The organism is Acidaminococcus timonensis (assembly GCF_900106585.1).
Taxonomy (GTDB): Bacteria; Bacillota; Negativicutes; order Acidaminococcales; family Acidaminococcaceae; genus Acidaminococcus; species Acidaminococcus timonensis.
Genome location: NZ_FNWH01000006.1, coordinates 1,223,686 through 1,239,258, shown reverse-complemented (window position 1 = coordinate 1,239,258; position 15,573 = coordinate 1,223,686). Strand labels below are relative to the sequence as shown.

The window sequence follows — 15,573 nt, the reverse complement described above, 5'->3', positions numbered from 1 at the left end:
AGAGGAGAACATGGAAAACAAGACTATCAACATCCTGGGAATCGAAAGTAGCTGTGATGAGACGGCAGCTTCGGTGGTACGCAATGGCAGGGAGGTCCTGTCCAATGTGGTATCCACCCAGATCCTGGTCCACCGGAAATTCGGCGGGGTGGTACCGGAAATCGCTTCCCGGAAACATATCGAACATGTGATGCCGGTGATCCATAAGGCCCTGACAGATGCGAAAATGACCTTACAGGACGTGGACGCCATTGCCGTAACCTATGGACCGGGTCTGGTGGGGGCACTGCTGGTGGGCCTCAGTGCGGCCAAAGGACTGGCTCTGGGCAGCGGGAAGCCCCTGATTGGGGTGAATCACCTGGAAGGCCATGTATTTGCCAATTTCCTGGCGGATCCGGACCTGAAACCGCCGTTTCTGGCCCTGGTGGTCAGTGGAGGACATACCTCCCTCCTGGTGGTGGAAGATTACAATACCTTCCGGCTGCTGGGGCAGACCCGGGATGATGCAGCCGGGGAAGCCTTTGACAAGATTGCCCGGTTCATGGGGCTGCCGTACCCTGGGGGCCCTGAAATCGAACGGCTGGCCAAAAATGGAGATGCCGGTGCCATCGATTTTCCCCGGCCTCTATTGCCCGGCTGCTACGATTTCAGTTTCAGCGGGCTGAAGAGCGCCGTGATCAACTATGTGCATACGGAGGAGATGCGCAAAAGCGATTTCCGCCGGGAAGACGTGGCGGCGTCTTTCCAGCAGGCCATTGTGGATGTGCTGGTGAAGAAAGCCCAGGAGGCCCTGAAGGCTACGGGCCTGAAGAAAATCGTGCTGGCCGGCGGGGTTTCTGCCAATAAACACCTGCAGGAAGCCCTGGCCAGAGGTGCGAAGGCTGTAGGAGCGGAACTGGTCCATCCCACGCCCATTTTGTGCACGGATAACGCCGTGATGATCGGGGTGCGGGGATATTACCAATATTTGAATCATGATTTTGCCAGTCTGGATTTGAATGCAGATCCCAGTTTGAAACTGGGTGAGTAAAAAGAGACAAGGGGGTGTGAAAAAATGCTTTTTCACACCCCGTCACCAGTCACTAGTCACTAGTCACTAGCCGATGGAAGCCAGCTGACGCTAGCGAAATAAAGGTTCTATAATAAATGTTGGGGTCTTGTGGACACTCCTGTTCACAAGACCCCTTGTCTTACGATAAAATAAAGACATATCTAAGCTACATTTCACCTCAACCACCACGAAGAACTGAAAGGAGAATAGATATGTCTTTCTTTCATTTTATCGAAAAAAGCTTCCATTGGGAAGAGGGTTCCATAAAAGAATTTGAAAAATTGGGATCCAGCCTCCTCCTTTACGTGGAATTCACTTCTACAGCTTCTCGTTGCCCCTACTGTCATCATAAAATTCTTCATATTAAGGACTATCGGGACCAAAAAGTCCTCTTAGGGCACTGGAACACCCATCCTGTTTCTGCTATTGTTCATAAAAGAAGATTTTTTTGCCCTTGCTGCCATAAGACATTTTATGAAAAAATTCCTGGCGTCGAGCATTACCAGCGGCGTTCTAACGATGTAAAGAACAGCATCATCCAAGCCTGTTCTGAACTGGCGAGCTTTAAAGCTATTGCCAGAAGCCATGGTGTCTCTGTTTCCACCGTAATCCGGTATTTTGATGGACTTACTTTTAAAAGGCCTCTCCATCTGCCTGAAGTTCTTTCTTTAGACGAATTTCGTGGGAACGCTCATGGGCAAAGATACCAGGTCGCTGTGAATGACCCTCAGCGTCATGAAACTCTCGATATTTTGCCAAAGAGGACAGCGCTGGAATTGATTCGTTATTTTAGCCAATTTTCAAGAGCAGAGCGATTGAAAGTAAAATTTGTCGTAATGGACCTTTCGTCACTTTTCCGCAAGGTCATCAGAGCGATGTTTCCTGGTGCAACAATTATTGGTGACCGATTCCACATACAGAGACTGGTCATTTGGGCGCTTGAACGGGTTAGGAAAAATGTACAAAAGTTATTCGACGAAAAAAGAATTTATTTCAAGAGAAACAAACATATCTTGAACAAGAGGGGTGATCGTCTGACAGAAGAAGAACTGGCCAGCCTTCGGGAAATCTTGAAGCAGTCTTCAGAATTACAGAGAGCCTATGCCTTAAAAGAGGCATTCTTTAAGGTGTTTTCTATGAAAGAACGGTCTGCTGTTGCTTCATTCTTATCTCGTTGGTTATCATTAGTCGAAGAAAGTGGGGTTGAAGAATTCAAGAGTGTTATAAAGACGTTCACTGATTGGAAGACAGAGATTTTGGAAGGATTGAGTCAAGCTGTGAATGCTAATATAAAAGTGAGCCATTTAAGATCTAAATGCTCATGAAAAAGTGAGCCACTCTGAAACAAGTTCCCCTATACTAGAGTCAGTAATTTGATTCTAAGGGGATTGATGTTAGGATGGTCATCACTATGAAAGATTATGGTCAAATTCGCCAGATGTACATTCGCGATGGAAAATCTATCCGCCAGATTGCCAGAGAAATGCATATCTCCCGTAATACTGTGGCCAAGTATTGCAAAGGAAATGCACTCCCGGGCATCCGCTGCGAATATCATCGGACATCTGCAGTGATTACAGAGGAGGTGACTCGATTCATCCAGAGCTGTCTGGATGAAGATGCGAAAGAACCCAATAAGAAGCAGCACCACACAGCCAAGCGGATTTATGACCGCCTGGTAGAAGAAACTGGATTTACAGGAGGTGCAAGCACAGTCCGGCGCTGCGTTCATCTGTTACGTGGCAATCTTCAGGAAGCCTTCGTCCCTTTGGCTCACCTTCCAGGTGATGCGATGCAGATTGATTGGGGTGAAGCTGTGGTTTACCTCAAAGGAGTGCGTACTAAAGTCAATTTCTTTTGTGCCCGCCTTTGCTACAGCTGTGCTCCTTTCGTGGTCTGTTTCCGCAGGAAGAATACGGAAGCTTTACTTGAAGCATTGAGAAAAGCTCTGGAATTCTTTGGGGGCGTCCCTGCTAAGGTCATTTTTGACAATGACCGGGTAGCCGTTAAGGAAAAAGGTGGCAAAGAAGCCATTGCCCAGGAAAAGTATGAAGCATTTGCAGCCCATTATTGCTTCCATACCGTTTTCTGCAATGTCCGGAGTGGAAATGAAAAAGGACTGGTGGAGAATCTCGTAGGCTGGGTCCGCCGGAATGTCTTTGTCCCTGTACCCAGAGTAGATGCGCTGGACGAATTGAACAGACTCCTGCTGGATAAATGCAAGGTGTATGCGAATACGCATAAAATCCCTGGACGGGAGAACCCTGTAAAGGATCTGCTCCTGGAAGACCAGAAACGTCTCTGCCCACTGCCGGGCAGCCCTTTTGATGCAAGCAGAGCAGCAGTCTGCCGAGTAACACCCTTTTCTGTTGTCCGATTCGTCGCTAACGATTATTCTGTGCCCGTGAAATATGTGGGACAGGAGGTCACGGTGCGAGCCTATGCTGAACAGATTCGGATCTTTGCCAAGGGGGAACTGATTGCTGAACACGCCAGAAACTATGGGCAAAACCAGCAGATTCTGAAACTTGCGCATTATCTGCCGTTGCTGGAATACAAGCCGCGCAGCATCCTGGAAGCAAAACCGGTACGGCAGAACCTCAGTGCTGCCCTGCTACAGTTCCTGGAGACCAATGCATTCAGCAGCGAACAGCTGGTTGAGATTCTGCGGCTATGTGCTGCCGACGGAGAGAACGCTTTTTGGGAGCACAAAGAGCAATTTATGGTTTCCGACAGGAAAGCGCATATCCTTACCGACCCGGTAAAAGTGCAGCAGACAGATCTTTCAATGTATGACCAGCTTTTACAGGAAGGAGGCACTATGTGCAGGACGCAGGTGTAAAGGAAGCACTCCGTTTCTATGCGAAACAGCTTAAACTTCCCACTTTCAAAGACGTCGGTGAACCAGCGGAAAAATTCCGCCCCGGACAAAGCCTGGAAGAATTCGTGCTCGGGTTGATGAAGCGGGAATATGCATCCCGTCAGGAAAAACAGCAGCAACGCAGGCTGAAGAGAGCGCACTTTCCCATGCTCAAGACCCTGGAAGAGTTTGATCTCACAAGGCTGGAACATGTTCGGCCTGAATATGTGAAGCAGCTGGCAAGCTGCGATTTCATAAAGAGGCATGAGAACCTGGTGATGATCGGTAATCCGGGGACGGGGAAAACACATCTGATGACAGCCCTTGGAGTGAAAGCCTGTCTGCTGGGCTGGAAGGTCATTTTCTGCAATGCCACAACGCTGGCAACTGAGCTATGTGAAGCCCATGATGATTACCAGTTGCGCAAGATGGAAAAAACTTTGAGCGGAGCAGACCTGCTGCTCATAGATGAATTAAGTTATGCAAGATTCAACCAGGAAGAATCTGAAATGTTGTTCAAAGTGATTGCCGAAAGGAGTGAAAGAGCCAGTACAGTGATTACGACAAACCTGGAGTTTTCCAAATGGACGGAGATGTTTGCCAGCGAGACGCTGGTTGCCGCATTGGTCGACCGGCTCACCTACCACTCCAGTGTTTTAAATATGAATGGACAGTCTTACCGTTTGCACAGCAGCAAACAGAAGATGACGAATGCTTAAGTGGCTCAAAAATTCGTGAGCAGGTGGCTCACTTTTTCATGAGCATGAGTGGCTCAAAAATTCGTGAGCAAGTGGCTCACTTTTTGGTTGACATTCACATCAAGCGTATTCGAATGGTTTTACGGAAGGAATGAACAATAAGATTAAGGTGTTAAAGAGAGTAGCATTTGGTTTTCGCAACTTTGAACGATTCCGTTCTCGGATTTTACTGCTTTCGATGGTGAAATTAAAATAAAAACAGACGTGAGCAAAAATCGCTCACGTCCGTGTGTGGTAGATGAATTGGAGCTTACCCCAACATTTGACAAAGAACCGAAATAAAGGCGCTGTGGATGATTTTTCCACAGCGCCTTGTTTTTATGCCTCTTTCATGGAATTCAGGATTCCATCCACCAGGTCGTTCATGCTCCGTTCCTGGCCTCCTGTCATCCGGGAGTTGATGGTCACGCCATCCTGGAGGACGGTCATGGCCTTCATGTTGTTTTCCAGGAAGTCGGTCATCAGGCCGCCTACGGTGCAGGCCCAGGACCCGTTTTCGATGATGCCCACGATCCGCTTCTGCAGATTCAGGGCCTTCATGTCTTCCAGGAAGTTCAGCATCTTGGGATAGATGCCCAGGTTGTAGGTCACCGAAGCCAGCACCAGGTGACTGTACTTGAAAGCATCGGAAATCAGATAGGAAACGTCCGTTTTGGATACATCGTACATGGCGATGTTGGTCATGCCCTTTTCCGCCAGCTTGGCCGCCAGTACGGAAGCGGTGCTTTCTGTGTTGCCGTACATGGAGGCATAGACCAGCAGTACGCCTTTTTCTTCCGGTTCATAAGTGGCCCAGTGGATGTATTTGTCCACAATGTATTTGATGTTGTTCCGCCACACCGGTCCGTGGAGGGGACAGATCATCTTGATGTCCAGCTGGCTGGCCTTGCCCAGAAGATCCATCACGAAAGGCCCGTATTTGCCCACGATGTTGGTGTAGTACCGGCGGGCATCATCCAGCCAGTCCCGGTCGAAGTTCACTTCATCATTGAAGATCCGGCCGCCCAGGGCCCCGAAGGAACCGAAGGCATCGGCGGAGAACAGGGTGCCCGTGGTCAGATCGAAGGAGACCATGGCTTCCGGCCAGTGGACCATGGGCGCGGCTACGAAAGCAATGGTGTGCTTCCCGAATTTCCGGGTGTCGCCTTCTTTCACCACGATCTGTTTTTCCCCTTCCACCCGGTAACCGAACTGATCCATCAGGGTGAAGGCCTGTTCATTGCTGATGACGGTGGTTTCCGGATGGCGGAGCAGCACTTCTTCAATGGAAGCGGCATGGTCCGGTTCCACATGGTTGATGATCAGGTAGTCCAGCTTCCGGCCATCCAGGACCCCTTCCACGTTTTCCAGGAACTGCTTGCATACGGACCAGTCCGCAGTGTCGAACAGCACGGTCTTTTCGTCCAGCAGCAGATAGGAGTTGTAGGAAACGCCCCGGGGAATGGGGTGGATGTTTTCAAACAATGCCAGCCGGCGGTCATCCGCCCCGACCCAGTATAAGTCATTGGTTAATTTTCTTACACATTCCATAGTTATGCTCCTTTTCTCACTTTACGGGTACGAATTCAGTCTTGGCGGAGTTGCACAGCGGGCAGACCCAGTCTTCCGGCAGATCCTGGAATTTGGTTCCCGGCTTTACATCCGCATCCGGGTCGCCCAGATCCGGGTTGTATTCATACCCGCATCCCTTGCAGACGTACCGGCCTTCCGGCATGTCTTTCAGGATCAGCGGTCTCTTCATCTTCACCATCGGAGGAGCAGGTTTCTTGGGCTGGCCGTTGTTCAGGGCTTTGGCCAGGAGCGGCAGGATTACCTTCACGTCGCCTACGATCCCATAGTCGCAGTTCTTGAAGATGGGGGCACCGGCATTGATGTTGATGGCCACGATGGTGGTGGCGTTCTTGATGCCCTTCAGGTGCTGGACGGCTCCGGAGATACCGCAGGCAATGTACAGGTTGCCGTTGAATTTCTGGCCGCTCATGCCCACATACCGGTCGATGGGAACATATTGCAGGGTTTCTGCTACAGGACGGGAGGAGCCTACCGCAGCACCGGCCTGGCGGGCCAGATCTTCAATCAGTTTCATATTGGCTTTTTCGCCGATGCCCTTACCGGCACTGACCACCCGTTCCGCATCAGAGATGGGGGTATCCAGAGGGATGCCTACGGTGAAGTCATAGCCGTCGTTCTTCAGGGCTTCCACCAGGGCAGCAACCTGTTCTTCCGGCGTGCCATCTTTGAAGATCTGTTTCTTCCGGGCACCGGTGATGGCCACATTCTGTTTGGGAGCGCCTCCGTGCTTGGCCACGGACATCTTGTCGGTAATGTGGGAGGCGATGACCACCCGCTGGATTTCGTTGGTGCCTTCGTAGATGGTGGTGATCTTGGCATCCCGATAGAACCGTTCCACATCCATGCCCTTCAGGTAGCCGGTGCCACCAAAGATCTGCAGGGCATCGTTGGTGATGGAGACGGCTGCATCGGAAGCGTACATCTTGGCCATGGCGCTTTCCATGCCGTAGTCCTGGTGTTCCTGTTTCAGTTCCGCAGCACTGTATACCAGGAACCGGGCTGCCCGGAGTTTGGTGGCCATATCTGCCAGTTTGAAGGATACACCCTGGTTCTGGCAGATGGGGGCGTTGAACTGGATCCGTTCCTTGGAATAGTTCAGAGCGGCTTCATAGGCTCCCTGAGCAATCCCCAGTGCCTGGGCGGCAATGCCGATCCGGCCTCCGTCCAGGGTCGCCATGGCAATCTTGAAGCCCTGGCCCCGTTTGCCCAGCAGGTTCTCTTTGGGCAGTTTCACATTGTTGAAGATCAGTTCTGCTGTGGCAGAGGAGCGGATGCCCAGTTTGTCGTAGTGGTCCCCGAAGGTGAACCCGGGCATGCCTTTTTCCACGATGAAAGCGCTGATGCCCCGGGTGCCTTTGCCCGGTTCGGTGACGGCAAATACCACATAGGTATCGGCTTTGCCTGCATTGGTGATGAAGATCTTGTTCCCGTTCAGGATCCAGTGGGTGCCGTCGAATTCAGCGGTGGTTTCCGTTTCCCCGGCATCAGAACCGGCATTGGGTTCCGTCAGGCCGAAGGCGCCGATCTTTTTCCCGGAGGCCAGGGGCACCAGGTATTTCCGTTTCTGTTCTTCCGTCCCGAAAGCAAAGATGGGGTAGGACCCCAGGGATACGTGGGCAGACAGGATGACCCCGGCGCCCCCGTCCACCCGGGCCAGTTCTTCCACGGCAATGGCGTAGCTGATATAATCCAGCCCGGCACCGCCATATTCTTTGGGGAAGGGGATGCCCATCCATCCCAGTTCTCCCATTTCCTTAACCTGTTCGTCAGGGAATTTGTTTTCCTTGTCCAGCATGAACGCAATGGGTTTGATCTTGGCTTCCGCAAATCCGCGGACCTTGGCACGAAATTCCTCGTGTTCCTGTGTGGTGGTGAATAACATACGCGTACCTCCTCTGTCATGGAAAATCAGCTTGTCAGATACCTTCAAATCAAATACAATATCATGATTTAAGAATAAAATTATTTTAATAATAATTCTATCTTTTTATGACTTAATAGTACACTTTTCATATACGTTTGTCAATGGGAAAAATCAGAAAGTTTCTGTTTCAATGATCTCTTCTTCGGTCTGGTCCACCAGGGCCAGGATTTCCTCTGCTGTTTCACCGGCTCCATCCAGGAAAGCCAGGTGAAGGAGTGGGTGAAGGGTTTGGGAGTGTAATAAAAAACGGGATGCGCACCGGCATCCCGTTTTTTTATTTCTTTCCCCGGCAGAGTCCACAGCTTCCGCAGTTTCCTCCGCAGGAACTTTTTCCGTTTTTATGATCCCGGATCATGGAGCGGATCACCGCTGCCACAATGAGAAACAGGACCATTCCAACAATGAATGTACCCATAATGATCTCTCACTTTCTTTGTTTCCTGTATAGAACAATGGGGATGTGGCTTCTGTCACATCCCCATTATACCATCAGTCTACAGCATCTGCCGCATCTTTGATCTTGATTTCTCCATTATACTTGGGAGCCGGGCGCAACAGCAGGTAAACCATCACAGCCAGGACCACACAGGCAACCGCCGTACCCAGGGTGAAAGCACCGGTGGAGATGAAGCTGCCAAACTGGTAGAACATCAGGGCCATGCAGTATGCGAAACCGCACTGATACCCAATGGCAATCAGGGTCCATTTGCCGCTGTTCATTTCTCTCCGGATGGCGCCCATGGCTGCCACGCAGGGAGCACACAGCAGGTTGAATACCAGGAAGGAATAAGCACTCAGTACGGAGAAGTCCTGGGCAAAGGTACCCCAGAATTCTTCGCCGTCTTCTGCAGCGTCAGCCAGCCCGTACAGGATCCCGAAGGTACCTACCAGGTTTTCTTTGGCAATCAGGCCGGTGAAAGCAGCTACAGCGGCTTTCCAGTCGCCCCAGCCCAGAGGGGAGAAGATCCATGCCACTTTATTTCCGATGAAGGCCAGGATGCTGTCGTTCAGCGCATCATCATCCAGCATGGTGAGAGCTCCGTCATCCCAGCCGAAGCTGGACAGGAACCAGACCAGGATGGTGGACAGCAGGATGACCGTACCGGCCTTCTTGATGAAGGAGGAACTCCGTTCCCATACGCTGCGGCCGATGTTGCCCAGCGTGGGCATATGGTAGGGAGGCAGTTCCATGACGAAGGGAGCAGGATCTCCGGCAAACAGTTTGGTTTTTTTCAGGATGATGCCGGAAATGATGATGGAGAAAATCCCCACGAAATAAGCGGAGGGCGCTACCCACCATTCCCCGTCGAAGTATGCACCGGCAATCAGAGCGATGATGGGCATTTTGGCAGAGCAGGGAATCATGGTGGTGGTCATGATGGTCATCCGCCGGTCGGACTGGTTTTCAATGGTACGGGAAGCCATGATGCCGGGCACGCCGCAGCCAGAACCGATCAGCATGGGGATGAAGGATTTACCGGACAGGCCGAATTTCCGGAAGGCACGGTCCAGGATGAAGGCGATACGGGCCATATAGCCGCAGGCTTCCAGGAAAGCCAGGAAAATGAACAGGACCACCATTTGGGGCACAAACCCCAACACAGCGCCCACACCGGAAATGATGCCGTCCACGATCAGGCCATGCAGCCAGTCCGCAACACCAAGGCTGTCCATCAGGTCATCGGCTGCAGGAATCAGCATATCGCCGAACAGGGTATCGTTCACCCAGTCCGTGGCATCGCCGCCGATGGTGGTTACAGAAACATAATAGACCAGGAACATAATGGCAGCGAAGATGGGGAGGGCCAGCCACCGGTTGGTGACAATCTTGTCGATCTTGTCGGAGGTGGTCAGCTTGCCTTTGCTCTTTTTGATGTTGCATTCGCCAATGATGGAACTGATGTATTTATACCGTTCGTTGGTAATGATGGATTCTGCATCGTCATCCAGTTCCTGTTCCACGGCTTCGATATCGCCGTCGATGTGATCCAGGACGGATTGGGGCAGCTTCAGGGCTTCCTGGACCTTGGCATCCCGTTCGAACAGTTTGATCACATACCACCGTTCCTGATGGGCAGGCAGCATTCCCTGGGTGGCTTCTTCAATATGGGCCAGAGCGTGTTCCACAGGGCCATCAAAGGAGTGCCTGGCCACCATCACCTGCTGGTGCTTGGCAGTTTTGGCAGCCAGGTCTGCGGCTTCCTTGATGCCTTCCCCGGTACGGGCGGAAATTTCGATCACCGGGCAGCCCATCCGCTGGGACAGTTTGTCGATGTTGATGATGTCTCCGTTTGCCCGGACCATATCCATCATATTGACAGCCATGACCATGGGAATGCCCAGTTCAGCCAGCTGGGTGGACAGATACAGGTTCCGTTCCAGGTTGGTACCATCCACGATGTTCAGGATGGCATCCGGCCGTTCCTTCACCAGGTACGTACGGGATACCACTTCTTCCAGGGTGTACGGGGAAAGAGAGTAGATGCCGGGCAGGTCCTGGATGATCACATCCGGATGGCCAGTCAGTTTCCCTTCCTTTTTTTCTACGGTAACACCGGGCCAGTTGCCGACGAATTGGTTGGAACCCGTCAGGGCATTGAACAGGGTGGTTTTACCGGTATTGGGGTTGCCGGCAAGGGCAATCTTGAATTCCATGTATAATTACCTTCTTTCCCAAATCTCACTTTAACAAAAATAAGTTAGAAAAAGCTAACAACATGATAAAAATGTTACAGCTCTTTCACTTCGACCATTTCAGCATCGGCTTTCCGCAGGGAAAGTTCATAACCGCGTACTGTCATTTCCACGGGATCTCCCAGAGGAGCCACTTTACGGATGTGGATGGGCGTACCCTTGGTGATTCCCATGTCCATGATCCGGCGCTTGATGGCACCTGTGCCGTGCAGTTTCACGACTTCGTAATCTTTGCCCGTCTGGGCATCTTTCAATGTAGTCATTGAATTTCCCCTCCTACAATGTTATTGAACTGTAATCTTTGCAGCCATTTCCATACTGATGGCTACCCGGGATTCCCGGATGTTCAGGATGAGTCCGCTGGGGGTATGCTGCACAATGGAAATTACAGCACCCTGGGTGATGCCCAGGTTTTCCAGGTGGGTCCGAACCTTGGGAGAACCGCCTACGCGCAGGACTGTCAGAGACACGCCTTCATCCGCAAATGTCAAGGGCATGATGCTACCTCTTTTCTCACTGAATTCATGGAATAAAACTTCCATACAGAGTATGTTAGCACATACTAACATAAGAGTCAATGGCTGTGACAAAAAAAGGAACTGCCCGTCGGGACAGTTCCTTTTGACTTTTTATTTTTATTCTTCCGGGTGCAATTTCCGTTCTGTAAAGGCTTTCAGCCCGTTCAGGGCAGCCAGGAAGACGCCGCCCATCAGGAACCAGAATATGTGGAAAGTATCCCAGGAAAGGGCGGGCTGGGGGACCTTGAGGGTGGTGGGGCCCATGGCAATGGCGTACAGGGAACCTACCATCAGCCCCAGGATGAAGTAGACTGTGGCGGACCGGTGATGATCCAGGGCATTCTTCACCAGTTTGATGATGCCGATGATTCCGGCCAGGATGCCGCAGCCAAAGATGCACAGCACCGGGAAGTAGGACAGGTTCAGGTGCAGGAATTCCTTGATGGCGTTGACGATGGGTACGTACAGCCCGAAGATCAGCAGCATGGTGGAACCGCTGATGCCCGGCAGCACCATGGCACAGATGGCGATCATGGCGCACACGAAGATGTAGCCGGCCAGGAGCGGGGACAGAGACCCGATCTCCACGTTGGTGCCCTGGCCGCCTGTTGGGTTGAATGCTGCAATGACCAGCACCAGGATGATGCCCAGGATCATGAACAGGATCCGGCTGGTCCGTCGCAGGCATTCTTTTTCTTCCTTTATAATAAGAGGAAGGGAAAAGATGGAAAAGCCCAGGAACAGGGAACTGAGTTCGTAGATGTGGGTGGTGAACAGGCTGGCGATGACCAGTACCGATGATCCCATACCGATGATCCAGCCCAGGCCCAGTTTGCCAAGGAACCGGACGGCTTCCTTCTTCAGCTCCAGGTTGCCGTGGGTGAGTACATACAGGGAGCCGATGAATTCATCATAGAATCCCAGGACAAACGCAATGGTCCCGCCGGAAACTCCGGGGACACTGTCGGCCAGGGCCATGCAGAAGCCCCGTACCATATTCAAGAACAGATCCATATCATTTACCTTCCTTTGTGACGCCTCTTGTCAGAAACGGTCTTTTCCTATAGTATAGGAAAGGGCCATAAACAATTTGAAAACAAAATCAAAAACATTCCACAAAAAATTGTGTTATAATGAAACATCGGACTGCTGGTTTCCAGGAGTCCGGGACAAAGCCATATTATATCGTATTTTGGCGTAAATTTGAATAGAAAAAGGGAAATCAACCGGATTTCCCGGTCTAAGGAGGATGCAGGTTGGATAGAGGCGAACTGAAACTGAAACTGATGGAGTATGCGGCCAAGGGGTACGAAGTGCCCCGCATGGACATGATCAAGACTCCGGAACAGATCGAAGGCATCCGTGTGGCCGGCAAGGTGAACGCGGAAGTACTGGATGCCGTGGAAAAGAACATCAAGGTGGGGATGACCACCGACGACATCAATACCATTGTGTATGATACCACCATGAAACTGAAGGCCATCCCGGCCTGCCTGAACTATGAAGGGTTTCCCAAATCCGTGTGCACGTCCGTGAACGATGTGATCTGCCACGGGATCCCGGATCCCCATCAGGTGCTGAAAAGCGGGGATATCGTCAATGTGGACGCCACCACCATTTACAATGGGTATGTGGGGGATGCCTCCCGGATGTTCATGCTGGGCCGGGTGCCGGCCAGCCGGAAGAATCTGGTGGGCATCACGAAAGAATGCCTGAAACGGGGCATGGAAAACGCCGTGGGCTGGAAGAACACCCTGGGAGATGTAGGGGCTGCCATCCAGCAGTTCGCCCAGAAACACGGCTACAGTGTGGTGCGGGACTTCGGCGGCCATGGCGTAGGTCTGGAAATGCATGAAGATCCCTTCGTGGCCCATTTCGGCAAACGGAAGACCGGGATGCTGCTGGTGCCGGGCATGGTGATCACCATCGAGCCCATGATCAACGAAGGCACGGCGGACCTGTGGATCGATGAAATGAACGGCTGGACGGTGCATACCGCTGATGGCAGGGACAGTGCCCAGTGGGAACACACCCTGCTGATCACCGACGGGGAACCGGAAGTACTGAGTTGGTAAGAAAGGATGATTGCAATGACGTTTATGGAACTGGCCAAAGCCAGATATTCGGTCCGGAAATTCAGTGACAAACCCATTGAAAAGGAAAAAATGGATGCCATCCTGGAAGCGGGGCGCATTGCTCCCACCGGTCATAACTACCAGCCGTACCGGGTGTACGTGCTGCAGAGCCCGGAAGCCCTGGAAAAGATCCGCAGCCTGACCCGCTGCGCCTTCAACGCTCCCGTGGTGCTGATGGTGACGGTGCGCAAAGACGAGGAATGGGTGAACCCGTTCGAACACAGCATTCGGGCCGGTGAGCAGGATGCCAGCATCGTGGCCACCCATATGATGCTGGAAGCCTGGGAACAGGGCATCGGATCCTGCTGGGTGAACTACTTCCCAGTGACGAAGACCGCCGATGCCTTCGGCCTGGAACTGAACGAAGTGCCCCTGCTGCTGATGCCCATGGGCTATGCTGCGGAAGGGGTGCACGCTGCCCATCTCCACAACGAACGGAGAAGCAACGACGAACTGGTGAAGGTACTGTAAGAAAAAAGACGCTGTGAAAAATCATCCACAGCGCCTTTATTTCGCTAGCGTCAGCTGGCTTCCATCGGCTAGTGACTAGTGACGGGGTGTGAAAAAGCATTTTTTCACACCCCCTTTTTTTGTTTTACAGGAGAACGTATTTCAGGATGAACAGCACTGCCAGTACATACATCAGGCCGCTGATCTTCTGGGATCTGCCCGTCAGCAGGTTCAATATCACGTAGGTGATGACACCGAAGGAGATCCCTTCGGAGATGCTGTAGGCAAAAGGCATGGCGATGATGGCGATGTAAGCCGGGATGGCTTCGCTCAGGTCGTCCATCTTGATCTTCGTCACAGAGGAGAACATCAAAAAGCCCACGATTACCAGGGCCGGTGCCGTAGCAAAGGACGGGATGGCCATGAAGAACGGGCTCAGGAACAGGCTCAGCAGGAACAGGATGGCTACGGTGATGGAAGTCAGCCCCGTGCGCCCCCCTTCGGAAACGCCGGCGGCACTTTCCACGAAGGTGGTGACGGTACTGGTACCCAGCAGTGCCCCGGTGCAGGTGGCGCAGGCATCTGCCATCAGGGCGCCTTTGATGTGGGGCAGGTGGCCTTCTTCATCCAGCATGTCGCTTTTGGCGGCCACCCCGATCAGGGTTCCCAGGGTATCAAAGGTATCCACAAACAGGAAGGCGAAGATTACGGCAAAAAAGTTCAGGCTCATCACATGGGAAAAGTCCAACTGCAGGAACAGGGAGGTCGGACTGATGGGCGCAAAGGAGGCCAGACCGCCGGACAGGTTGGGGAACACACTGAAGGTGCCCAGTTCCGGATTGGGCACATACAGACCGGTGGCTTCGCAAATCATTCCCAATACCCAGGTGCCCAGGATCCCGAACAGGATGTTGCCCCGGACGTTTTTGATGATCAGGTAGGCAGTGAAGAGAATGCCCAGCATGGCCAGCAGGACCGTGATGCCCACACTGTGGAAGGTTCCGTCGCTCATGGCCTTGGTAAAGGAATACAGGGAGACCTTGGTCGCCTTGTTGGCTACAATGATCCGGGCATTCAGGAGCCCGATAAAAGCGATGAAAAGCCCGATGCCCACGGAAATGGCCTGCTTCAGTGTCATGGGGATGGCATTGAAAATGGCTTCCCGGATGGAGGTCAGGGACAGGATGATGAAGATGACGCCTTCAATGAATACGGCCGACAGGGCCATTTCCCAGCTGTTACCCATCTGCAGGCAGACGGTGTAGGCAAAGTAGGCGTTCAGTCCCATGCCCGGTCCCAGAGCAAAGGGATAGTTGGCAAAAGCTGCCATGAAAAAGGTGCCCAGGGCGGAGGCGATGGCGGTCACGGTCAGCAGGGCTCCCTTATCCATGCCGGTGGCACTCAGAATCGACGGGTTCACGATCAGGATGTAGGCCATGGTCATGAACGTGGTGATGCCTGATACGATTTCCGTCCGCATGGAGGTGTGGTTCTCCTTCAGATGGAAAATCTTTTCGCAAAATTCTTCCATAATCAACTTCCTTTCTTTTGTTCCGCAAGGTCTGTGAGCAGGGGCTGCCAGGGCCCCACCTGTAGCGGGCCTTCTCTTGA

General features: G+C 52.2%; 14 protein-coding genes and 1 pseudogene. 7 read left to right on the top strand and 8 right to left on the bottom strand.

Annotation, left to right across the window (positions count from 1 at the left end):
- Nucleotides 1–10: 10 nt before the first annotated feature.
- The 5 genes and pseudogenes from tsaD to BQ5462_RS10975 form a co-directional block, all read left to right on the top strand.
- Nucleotides 11–1,030 carry a tRNA (adenosine(37)-N6)-threonylcarbamoyltransferase complex transferase subunit TsaD gene (gene tsaD, locus BQ5462_RS09720; protein WP_071143117.1) on the top strand — a complete coding sequence of 340 codons (1,020 nt, stop codon included), beginning with the start codon at nt 11–13 and terminating at the stop codon, nt 1,028–1,030.
- Between the two features lie 233 nt (nt 1,031–1,263).
- Nucleotides 1,264–2,376 carry an ISL3 family transposase gene (locus BQ5462_RS09715; protein ID WP_071143116.1) on the top strand — a complete coding sequence of 371 codons (1,113 nt, stop codon included), beginning with the start codon at nt 1,264–1,266 and terminating at the stop codon, nt 2,374–2,376.
- Between the two features lie 74 nt (nt 2,377–2,450).
- The gene (istA, locus tag BQ5462_RS09710; RefSeq protein WP_071141677.1) at nt 2,451–3,893 is read left to right on the top strand and encodes an IS21 family transposase; all 1,443 of its coding nucleotides are present in this window, start codon (nt 2,451–2,453) and stop codon (nt 3,891–3,893) included.
- Entirely contained in the window at nt 3,875–4,630 is a 756-nt protein-coding gene (gene istB, locus BQ5462_RS09705; protein ID WP_071141678.1) for an IS21-like element helper ATPase IstB, read from the top strand. The genes istA and istB overlap by 19 nt, the downstream gene beginning before the upstream one ends.
- A 106-nt stretch (nt 4,631–4,736) precedes the next feature.
- Nucleotides 4,737–4,865, top strand: a pseudogene (locus BQ5462_RS10975) (transposase); the annotation flags it as partial.
- Nucleotides 4,866–4,987: 122 nt separating this feature from the next.
- Here the strand turns inward: BQ5462_RS10975 and BQ5462_RS09700 are convergent.
- The 7 genes from BQ5462_RS09700 to BQ5462_RS09675 form a co-directional block, all read right to left on the bottom strand.
- Nucleotides 4,988–6,199: an FprA family A-type flavoprotein gene (locus BQ5462_RS09700; RefSeq protein ID WP_071143115.1), complete on the bottom strand. Its 1,212-nt coding sequence runs from the start codon at nt 6,197–6,199 to the stop codon at nt 4,988–4,990.
- Nucleotides 6,200–6,215: 16 nt separating this feature from the next.
- Nucleotides 6,216–8,123 (bottom strand): acyl-CoA dehydrogenase family protein, encoded by a 1,908-nt coding sequence (locus BQ5462_RS11555; protein WP_076978305.1) that lies wholly within the window; start codon nt 8,121–8,123, stop codon nt 6,216–6,218.
- Between the two features lie 316 nt (nt 8,124–8,439).
- Nucleotides 8,440–8,580, bottom strand: coding sequence for a FeoB-associated Cys-rich membrane protein (locus BQ5462_RS11540; RefSeq protein WP_076978304.1), 141 nt, complete (start codon nt 8,578–8,580; stop codon nt 8,440–8,442).
- Between the two features lie 74 nt (nt 8,581–8,654).
- Entirely contained in the window at nt 8,655–10,820 is a 2,166-nt protein-coding gene (gene feoB / locus BQ5462_RS09690; protein ID WP_071143114.1) for a ferrous iron transport protein B, read from the bottom strand.
- A 74-nt stretch (nt 10,821–10,894) separates the two neighbouring features.
- Nucleotides 10,895–11,122 carry a FeoA family protein gene (locus tag BQ5462_RS09685; RefSeq protein WP_071143113.1) on the bottom strand — a complete coding sequence of 76 codons (228 nt, stop codon included), beginning with the start codon at nt 11,120–11,122 and terminating at the stop codon, nt 10,895–10,897.
- A 21-nt stretch (nt 11,123–11,143) separates the two neighbouring features.
- A complete protein-coding gene (locus BQ5462_RS09680; protein ID WP_071143112.1) occupies nt 11,144–11,356 on the bottom strand; it encodes a FeoA family protein in 213 nt (70 codons plus the stop codon).
- 138 nt (nt 11,357–11,494) lie between these two features.
- Nucleotides 11,495–12,391 carry a DUF368 domain-containing protein gene (locus BQ5462_RS09675; RefSeq protein ID WP_071143111.1) on the bottom strand — a complete coding sequence of 299 codons (897 nt, stop codon included), beginning with the start codon at nt 12,389–12,391 and terminating at the stop codon, nt 11,495–11,497.
- 272 nt (nt 12,392–12,663) lie between these two features.
- Here BQ5462_RS09675 and map point away from each other — a divergent pair, with 272 nt between their 5' ends.
- Together map and BQ5462_RS09665 are read left to right on the top strand one after the other, a co-directional pair.
- Nucleotides 12,664–13,452 (top strand): type I methionyl aminopeptidase, encoded by a 789-nt coding sequence (gene map, locus BQ5462_RS09670; protein ID WP_407923325.1) that lies wholly within the window; start codon nt 12,664–12,666, stop codon nt 13,450–13,452.
- A gap of 15 nt (nt 13,453–13,467) precedes the next feature.
- Nucleotides 13,468–13,983, top strand: coding sequence for a nitroreductase family protein (locus tag BQ5462_RS09665; RefSeq protein WP_071143109.1), 516 nt, complete (start codon nt 13,468–13,470; stop codon nt 13,981–13,983).
- A 124-nt stretch (nt 13,984–14,107) separates the two neighbouring features.
- On the opposite strand, the gene BQ5462_RS09660 is transcribed toward BQ5462_RS09665, so the two are convergent.
- Nucleotides 14,108–15,493, bottom strand: coding sequence for an NCS2 family permease (locus tag BQ5462_RS09660; protein ID WP_071143108.1), 1,386 nt, complete (start codon nt 15,491–15,493; stop codon nt 14,108–14,110).
- Nucleotides 15,494–15,573 lie beyond the last annotated feature (80 nt).